This is a genomic window from Citrobacter sp. CK180 (genome assembly GCF_030333655.1).
GTDB classification, from domain to species: Bacteria; Pseudomonadota; Gammaproteobacteria; order Enterobacterales; family Enterobacteriaceae; genus Citrobacter_B; species Citrobacter_B koseri.
This window is the reverse complement of the sequence record NZ_JAOWFM010000033.1, coordinates 103,746-111,230: the sequence shown is the minus strand read 5'-3', so window position 1 is coordinate 111,230 and position 7,485 is coordinate 103,746. Positions and strand designations below refer to the sequence as shown.

Sequence of the window (7,485 nt, the reverse complement as noted above, 5' to 3'; positions counted from 1 at the left end):
GCCTTCATGCCAAAGTGCCACTGATTGCCTTTCTTGGTCTGATGCATCTCCGGATCGCGTTGCTGCTCTTTGTTCTTGGTCGAGCTGGGTGCCTCAATGATGGTGGCATCGACCAAGGTGCCTTGAGTCATCATGACGCCTGCTTCGGCCAGCCAGCGATTGATGGTCTTGAACAATTGGCGGGCCAGTTGATGCTGCTCCAGCAGGTGGCGGAAATTCATGATGGTGGTGCGGTCCGGCAAGGCGCTATCCAGGGATAACCGGGCAAACAGACGCATGGAGGCGATTTCGTACAGAGCATCTTCCATCGCGCCATCGCTCAGGTTGTACCAATGCTGCATGCAGTGAATGCGTAGCATGGTTTCCAGCGGATAAGGTCGCCGGCCATTACCAGCCTTGGGGTAAAACGGCTCGATGACTTCCACCATGTTTTGCCATGGCAGAATCTGCTCCATGCGGGACAAGAAAATCTCTTTTCTGGTCTGACGGCGCTTACTGCTGAATTCACTGTCGGCGAAGGTAAGTTGATGACTCATGATGAACCCTGTTCCATGGCTCCAGATGACAAACATGATCTCATATCAGGGACTTGTTCGCACCTTCCCTAAAAGGGTAGTTGTCTGACGAGAATGAAGAATGAGAAAAATAAATAAAACCATTTTATGGACGATGCTGCTTTGCATCGTTCTCGGCGCAGTAATTGTTTTAGCGGGGCAATGGACGTTACATAAAACATCGAGCACTGAATTTTGTCTGTCTTGCCATACGATGCAGGCGCCTTATGAGGAGTATACGGGCTCGGTTCACTTCCAGAATCAGAAGGGGATTCGTGCGGAATGCGCGGATTGCCATATCCCGGAGGGCGGGGTGGATTACCTGGTAGCCAAGCTCCTTGCCTCGAAAGATGTCTATCATCAGTTCATCACCAAAAAAATCGACACGCCAGAGAAGTTTGAAGAACATCGTCTGGAGATGGCGCAAACCGTTTGGGCGCAGTTGAAAGCCAGCGACTCCGCAACCTGTCGTAGCTGTCATAGCATGGATGCGATGGATCTTGACGCGCAAAGCGCTGATGCCCGCAAAATGCACCAAATGGGCATTCAGGAAAAACAAACCTGTATTGATTGCCACAAAGGCGTCGCCCACTTCCCACCCGAAATAACAATGGACGACAGCGCCCTCAAAGCGCTTGAGGCCCAGTCTGCATCCACCCCCGCATCTGCAAAAACGCTCTATGCCGTAAGCAATACCGCACTTGGCGATCTGGCAACGGTCTATCCGGCCACGCAAATGCATGTCCTGAAATCGACGGGAACGTCACGGCTGGTGGAGATTCGCGGGAGCCAGATGCAGGGGAGCGAGCAGGTTATTTACTACGCGGCAGGCCAGCGGTTGATCCTTGCCAGTCTGAGTGAGAAAGGGCAGCAATCACTCAACATTCTCTCTGACTGGAAAAAAGATGATTACGGTAACGCGTGGCGGGATGTGGCGCTACAGGGCGAGTGGAGTGGCTCTGCGCTCGCCAGCCGCGAACCGATGTGGGACTACGCGCGCAAACTCGACAATGTGTATTGCGCAGGCTGCCATGCGCCGATTCCTGCGAAGCATTTTACCCTCAATGCCTGGCCCTCTGTGGCGAAAGGGATGGGGGCTCGTACCAACATCAGTGAAAACGAACTGGATATCCTGAGCCGTTACTTCCAGTACAACGCGAAAGACATGCATGAATAGTGATAATACCAGGAGAAATCATGAAACTCACAAGACGTGACTTTATCAAGACGGCTGGAGCGGCAACCGGGACTATGGCGATTTCTTCGGTGATCCCAATGCCTGCCTGGGCCGAAAACCAAAATGGCGGCGCCATCCTGACTGCCGCACGTTGGGGGGCCGTATATGTGGAGGTCAAAGACGGCAAAGTTGTCTCTTCAAAAGGCGCATTACCTAAAACCATACCGAACTCATTGCAGCAAACCGCGCCGGATCAGGTACATACCAACGCCCGAGTAAAATACCCAATGGTGCGTAAAAGCTATCTGGAAAATCCAGGTAAAGCGGACGGTAAACGGGGAAGCGATCCCTTTGTGCGGGTGAGCTGGGAACAGGCGCTGAAACTCATTCATGAGCAGCATAGCCGTATTCGTAGCAGCTATGGCCCGTCCTCCATTTTTGCGGGTTCCTATGGCTGGCGCTCCAGCGGCGTCTTGCATAAAGCGCAAACGTTGCTGCAACGCTATATGAGTATGGCCGGGGGATATGCAGGCCATACCGGGGATTATTCCACCGGGGCGGCGCAGGTTATCATGCCATATGTTGTGGGATCGGTTGAGGTATACGAACAACAGACGACATGGCCGATGGTGCTTGAGCACAGCCAGGTGGTGGTGCTGTGGGGGATGAACCCGCTCAACACGTTAAAAATTGCCTGGAGCAGTACGGATGAGCAGGGGCTTGAGTATTTTAATCTGCTGAAGAAATCGGGAAAAACCGTTATCGCGATCGACCCAATGCGCTCAGAAACCATTGAGTTTTTTGGCGGCAATGCAACGTGGATCGCCCCGCATATGGGAACTGACGTGGCGATGATGCTGGGGATTGCGCATACGCTGGTGAAAAAAGAGCGTCACGATAAAGCGTTCCTGGAAAAATACACCACCGGTTATCCGCAGTTTGAAGAGTATCTGCTCGGCAAGAGCGACAACGTTGAGAAAACCGCTGAATGGGCATCCGGCGTCTGTGGCGTACCCGCAGAACAGATTGAGAAACTGGCGGAAATTTTTGCCAGCAACCAAACCATGCTGATGGCGGGCTGGGGGATTCAACGTCAGCAATACGGTGAGCAAAAACACTGGATGCTGGTGACGCTGGCCGCGATGCTGGGGCAAATTGGGACGGAAGGCGGCGGTTTCGGTTTCTCCTATCACTATTCCAACGGCGGGAACCCGACGCGTACCGGTGGTGTACTGCCTGCGATATCGGCGCAAATTGAGGGGGGATCGTCGGCAGGGAACGACTGGGCGGTATCGGATGCGGTGGTGAACCTGCCTGTGGCGCGAATTGTGGAGGCGCTGGAAAACCCGGGAGGAAAATATCAGCATAATGGTAAAGAGCAGACCTTCCCGGATATCAAAATGATCTGGTGGGCAGGCGGCGCGAACTTTACTCATCATCAGGATACCAACCGCTTAATCAAAGCGTGGCAGAAGCCTGAGTTGGTGGTGATTTCCGAGTGTTACTGGACGGCGGCGGCGAAACATGCCGATATTGTTCTCCCGATCACCACATCGTTTGAACGTAACGATCTCACGATGACCGGAGACTACAGCAACCAGCATCTGGTGCCTATGAAGCAGGTGATTGCGCCGCAGTTTGAGGCCCGTAATGACTTTGACGTCTTTGCTGATTTAGCTGAGATGCTCAAACCCGGCGGCAAAGCGGTCTATACCGAAGGTAAAGATGAGATGGCGTGGCTGAAGCAATTCTACGACGCCGCGCAAAAGGCGGCTCGCGCTCAACGTGTGGCAATGCCTCAGTTCAATGCGTTCTGGCAGCAGAATAAGCTGATTGAAATGCGCGAGAACGAAAAGAACAACAAGTATGTGCGTTATGCCGATTTCCGCCATGATCCGGTCATGAATGCGCTCGGTACGCCAAGCGGTAAGATCGAGATCTATTCAAAAACCATTGAAGGTTATCACTACAAAGACTGTCCGCCTCATGCTTCATGGATTGAACCAGATGAGTGGAAAGGGTCTGCGGATAAGGATCAGCTACAGTTGCTGACCGCCCATCCGGCGCACCGTCTACACAGTCAGTTGAACTATGCGTCGTTGCGAAAAGAGTATGCCATTGCCGATCGCGAGCCGGTGACGATTCATCCAGATGATGCGAAGGCAAGGGGCATTGTCGAGGGCGACCTGGTACGTGTATGGAATGGTCGTGGTCAGGTTCTGGTCGGGGCGCACGTCAGCGACGGGATCAAGCCGGGGATCATCTGTATCCATGAAGGCGCCTGGCCTGATATCGAGAATGGCATCTGTAAAAACGGCGGCGCCAACGTGCTGACGGCGGACATCCCGACGTCAAGACTGGCGAACGGCTGCGCGGGGAATACGACCCTGGTATACGCAGAGAAATTTACCGGCGAAGCCCCAACGCTCACGGTATTTGATGAGCCAGAGATTGTCACTCTGTAACGCCGGGGACTGTCAGTTTGTTGGAATAAGCGGGAGCCTGTGTGCTCCCGTTTTTTATGCTTCTCATTCAGAGTTGAATTAATGGTGATGTTATATTATAACATTTTATCTTTACGCACTGATTGAGGGTGATATTTTGGCGATTCATTTTGAAAAATTAGCAGTAGCTCTGGGAATGCTTCTGGTTAGCGGACACGCGCTTGCGCATGGGCACCATTCACATGGCGCACCGCTAACGGAGATGGAGCAAAAGGCGGCAGAAGGCGTTTTTGACGATAAAAACGTGAAGGACAGGGCGCTAACGGACTGGGACGGTATGTGGCAGTCTGTTTATCCGTATCTGGTAAGCGGGGAGCTTGATCCGGTATTTAAAAAGAAAGCGGAGAAAGATAACAGCAAAACGGCCGAGGAGATTAAGGCCTATTACCGTAAAGGCTACGCCACCAATGTGGATACTATCGGCATTGAGAATGGTGTCATGGAATTTCACACCGGTAATCAGGTTGAGTCCTGCCAATACGATTATGCCGGACACAAAATCCTGACCTACGCATCCGGTAAAAAAGGCGTTCGCTATCTGTTTGAGTGTAAAGATGCGAAGAGCAACGCGCCTAAATATGTGCAGTTCAGCGATCATATTATCGCGCCGCGTAAGTCGAGCCATTTCCATATCTTTATGGGGAACACTTCCCAGCAGGCATTGCTTGAAGAAATGGATAACTGGCCAACCTATTATCCGTACCAGCTGAAGGCCGAAGAGGTCGTCGACGAGATGTTGCACCACTAATATGTTGTCATTATGGCGGGTCCGGCAGGACCCGCCATCGTGTTGTGATGGTGTCCCAAAAGAGCGATATCTGTCATAAGTAAGGTGCCTTTGCCGATAAATATCATGATATAACGCAACGCTATGATTTCCCTTCCCATCATTCAGTTCATTCGTTAGCATATTGTTTCGCAGTAAAGCGTATCTGTTTTTTTCAGGAAGAGGTTAACGTGTTCGCAGAGTATGGAGTTCTGAACTACTGGACGTATCTGGTTGGGGCCATTTTTATCGTGCTGGTGCCGGGGCCTAATACGATATTTGTGCTGAAAAACAGCGTCGGGCGAGGGATGAAAGGCGGGTATCTCGCCGCCAGCGGGGTGTTCATTGGCGATGCGGTGCTGATGTTTCTGGCGTACGCGGGCGTCGCAACATTAATAAAAACAACGCCGGTGCTGTTTAATATCGTTCGTTATCTCGGCGCTTTTTATCTGCTGTATCTTGGTGCGAAGATCCTTTACGCCACGCTTAAATCGAAAGGGAGCGAAGTGGCGCATGATGAGGTTCCGTTTGGCGCAATCTTTAAACGTGCCTTAATTCTGAGCCTGACCAATCCCAAAGCCATCCTTTTTTACGTTTCATTTTTCGTCCAGTTTATTGACGTCAATGCGCCACACGCGGGGCTGTCATTTTTTATCCTGGCGACAACGCTTGAAGTGGTGAGCTTTTTCTATCTGAGCTTCCTGATTATTTCGGGCGCTTTTGTAACGCAGTACATTCGCACGAAAAAGAAACTGGCGAAGGTGGGGAATTCCCTTATCGGTTTGATTTTCGTTGGTTTTGCCGCACGTCTGGCGACGCTTCAGTCATAACGCCATCAGGCCCGCGCACTCTGTGGGCCTTCCGTTTTTACTTTTTGCTTAAAGATGATGCTCACCGCCACGCGCGACGGAAAAAAATAACCAATAAATGGTATTTAAAACACATCTTATGAGGCGTACCCTTTTTACAGCAGCGGTTCAGTAAGATCGCTGGTTGTTACTGGAAGAGGGAATAAAATGCTTCAAATTCCACAAAATCATATCCATACACGCTCCACTCCGTTCTGGAATAAAGACACCGCGCCAGCCGGAATTTTCGAACGCCACCTTGATAAAGGAACCCGACCAGGGGTTTATCCTCGCCTGTCGGTTATGCAGGGGGCGGTCAAATATCTCGGATACGCAGATGAACACAGCCCGGAACCGGAAAAAGTGATGATCATTGAAGCCGGTCAGTTCGGTGTTTTTCCCCCGGAAAAATGGCACAACATCGAAGTGATGAGCGACGATACCTACTTTAACATCGACTTTTTTGTTGCACCGGAAGTGCTGATGGAAAGCGCCAGCCAACGAAAAGTCATTCATACCGGGAAGGAGTAAATCATGGGCAAAGCGACCTATACCGTTACCGTAACCAATAACAGCAACGGTGTTTCAGTTGATTATGAAACTGAAGCGCCGATGACACTGCTGGTCCCGGACGTTGCGGCAGAAGTGGTGAAAGATCTGGTGAACACTGTGCGCTCATACGACACCGAAAACGAGCACGACGTTTGCGGCTGGTGATCCCGTTCGGGAAGCCTGCGACCGCGATTTTTTAACCGTTACGCTAAACCGCACAGCGCTATCACGACGCTGGGCGGTTTTTTTTTCGCCTGATATCAGCATGTACCTGACAACTGAAATTAATTGAAAAGAAATATTAAGGAAACCTTAAGAACATCGCATTGTTTGTTAATGCTCTGGCATTCATAAAATATATGATTGAGCATCAAACACTGAACAGAAAATGACCACCATGAAATTTGATACTCGATTAACCTCGTCGGCTCTCGTCCTTGCGCTTGTTGCGTTGGTTATTCCTTTCACTGCGAACTGGCACGTACCTCTGCTAAATGGCGTCGTGGTGTTATGGATTGAAAATGGGCAGGCGCTATGGCTACTGTTTGGTGCGCTATTTACCGCCTGGTATATCAGGCCGTTGTCTCGCCCTGACGGCGCAAAGCAGTTTTGGCTTTGGGCGGTGGTGTGGTGGCTGGTGTTGTTAGGGCGAAGCACCAGTTGGGGGCGCGACTACTTTCCTGATCATCCCAAAATGATCTTCCGGGGGATTTCCGTCGTCCTGATCGCCGCGCTTGTGCTTCCGGTATTGATCTCAAAGACTTTGCGCCAGGAAATTGCGCGTCGGCTGCGTGAAGAATCCCTGCCGCTGTGGTTGCTAACTGTTACTGCCTGCGCGTTTTTAATTTCCGATACGGTGGAGCATCATCGTTTACTGGCGCCGCTGTTCCTGCACAGTAAGCAATACACCGATTTGATTGAAGAACTGTACGAATTGCCGTTCATGATCGGGCTTTTTTTGGTTACGCTGACGTTTATGAAACGCGATAAACAAGATGAATATATTGCGTTGCAGACGGCGGAACCGCAGCATGCGGAATATTGAGGTTCGCTGATGAAAACGCCCGGGTTCCTTTTCCCGAAC

7 protein-coding genes and 1 pseudogene are annotated in these 7,485 nt (G+C 51.1%); 7 read left to right on the top strand and 1 reads right to left on the bottom strand.

Annotated elements, in window-relative coordinates; all coding sequences use genetic code 11:
• Positions 1-536, bottom strand: a pseudogene (locus OGV50_RS04645) (IS5-like element IS5B family transposase); the annotation flags it as partial.
• Between the two features lie 100 nt (positions 537-636).
• On the opposite strand from OGV50_RS04645, the gene OGV50_RS04640 reads away from it, so the two are divergent.
• The 7 genes from OGV50_RS04640 (at position 637) to OGV50_RS04610 (ending at position 7,446) form a co-directional block, all read left to right on the top strand.
• Entirely contained in the window at positions 637-1,731 is a 1,095-nt protein-coding gene (locus tag OGV50_RS04640) for a NapC/NirT family cytochrome c (RefSeq protein WP_200024326.1), read from the top strand.
• A gap of 20 nt (positions 1,732-1,751) precedes the next feature.
• Positions 1,752-4,196: a trimethylamine-N-oxide reductase 2 gene (locus OGV50_RS04635; protein WP_200092508.1), complete on the top strand. Its 2,445-nt coding sequence runs from the start codon at positions 1,752-1,754 to the stop codon at positions 4,194-4,196.
• A 136-nt stretch (positions 4,197-4,332) separates the two neighbouring features.
• The gene (zinT, locus tag OGV50_RS04630) at positions 4,333-4,983 is read left to right on the top strand and encodes a metal-binding protein ZinT (RefSeq protein WP_024130401.1); all 651 of its coding nucleotides are present in this window, start codon (positions 4,333-4,335) and stop codon (positions 4,981-4,983) included.
• Positions 4,984-5,192: 209 nt separating this feature from the next.
• Complete coding sequence (leuE, locus tag OGV50_RS04625) at positions 5,193-5,831, top strand: leucine efflux protein LeuE (RefSeq protein WP_012132690.1); 639 nt, start codon at positions 5,193-5,195, stop codon at positions 5,829-5,831.
• A 186-nt stretch (positions 5,832-6,017) separates the two neighbouring features.
• A complete protein-coding gene (yeaR, locus tag OGV50_RS04620; protein WP_024130400.1) occupies positions 6,018-6,380 on the top strand; it encodes a DUF1971 domain-containing protein YeaR in 363 nt (120 codons plus the stop codon).
• Positions 6,381-6,383: 3 nt separating this feature from the next.
• Positions 6,384-6,566 (top strand): DUF1869 domain-containing protein, encoded by a 183-nt coding sequence (locus OGV50_RS04615; RefSeq protein ID WP_012132688.1) that lies wholly within the window; start codon positions 6,384-6,386, stop codon positions 6,564-6,566.
• A 232-nt stretch (positions 6,567-6,798) separates the two neighbouring features.
• Positions 6,799-7,446 (top strand): hypothetical protein, encoded by a 648-nt coding sequence (locus OGV50_RS04610; protein ID WP_058669016.1) that lies wholly within the window; start codon positions 6,799-6,801, stop codon positions 7,444-7,446.
• Positions 7,447-7,485: the final 39 nt, after the last annotated feature.

What these genes read in the sequence shown, in the direction of transcription:
- OGV50_RS04615 (WP_012132688.1), top strand. Translation starts at nt 6,384, where the DNA reads ATGGGCAAAGCGACCTATACCGTTACCGTAACCAATAACAGCAACGGT.
- OGV50_RS04610 (WP_058669016.1), top strand. Translation starts at nt 6,799, where the DNA reads ATGAAATTTGATACTCGATTAACCTCGTCGGCTCTCGTCCTTGCGCTT.
- yeaR (WP_024130400.1), top strand. Translation starts at nt 6,018, where the DNA reads ATGCTTCAAATTCCACAAAATCATATCCATACACGCTCCACTCCGTTC.
- OGV50_RS04635 (WP_200092508.1), top strand. Translation starts at nt 1,752, where the DNA reads ATGAAACTCACAAGACGTGACTTTATCAAGACGGCTGGAGCGGCAACC.
- OGV50_RS04640 (WP_200024326.1), top strand. Translation starts at nt 637, where the DNA reads ATGAGAAAAATAAATAAAACCATTTTATGGACGATGCTGCTTTGCATC.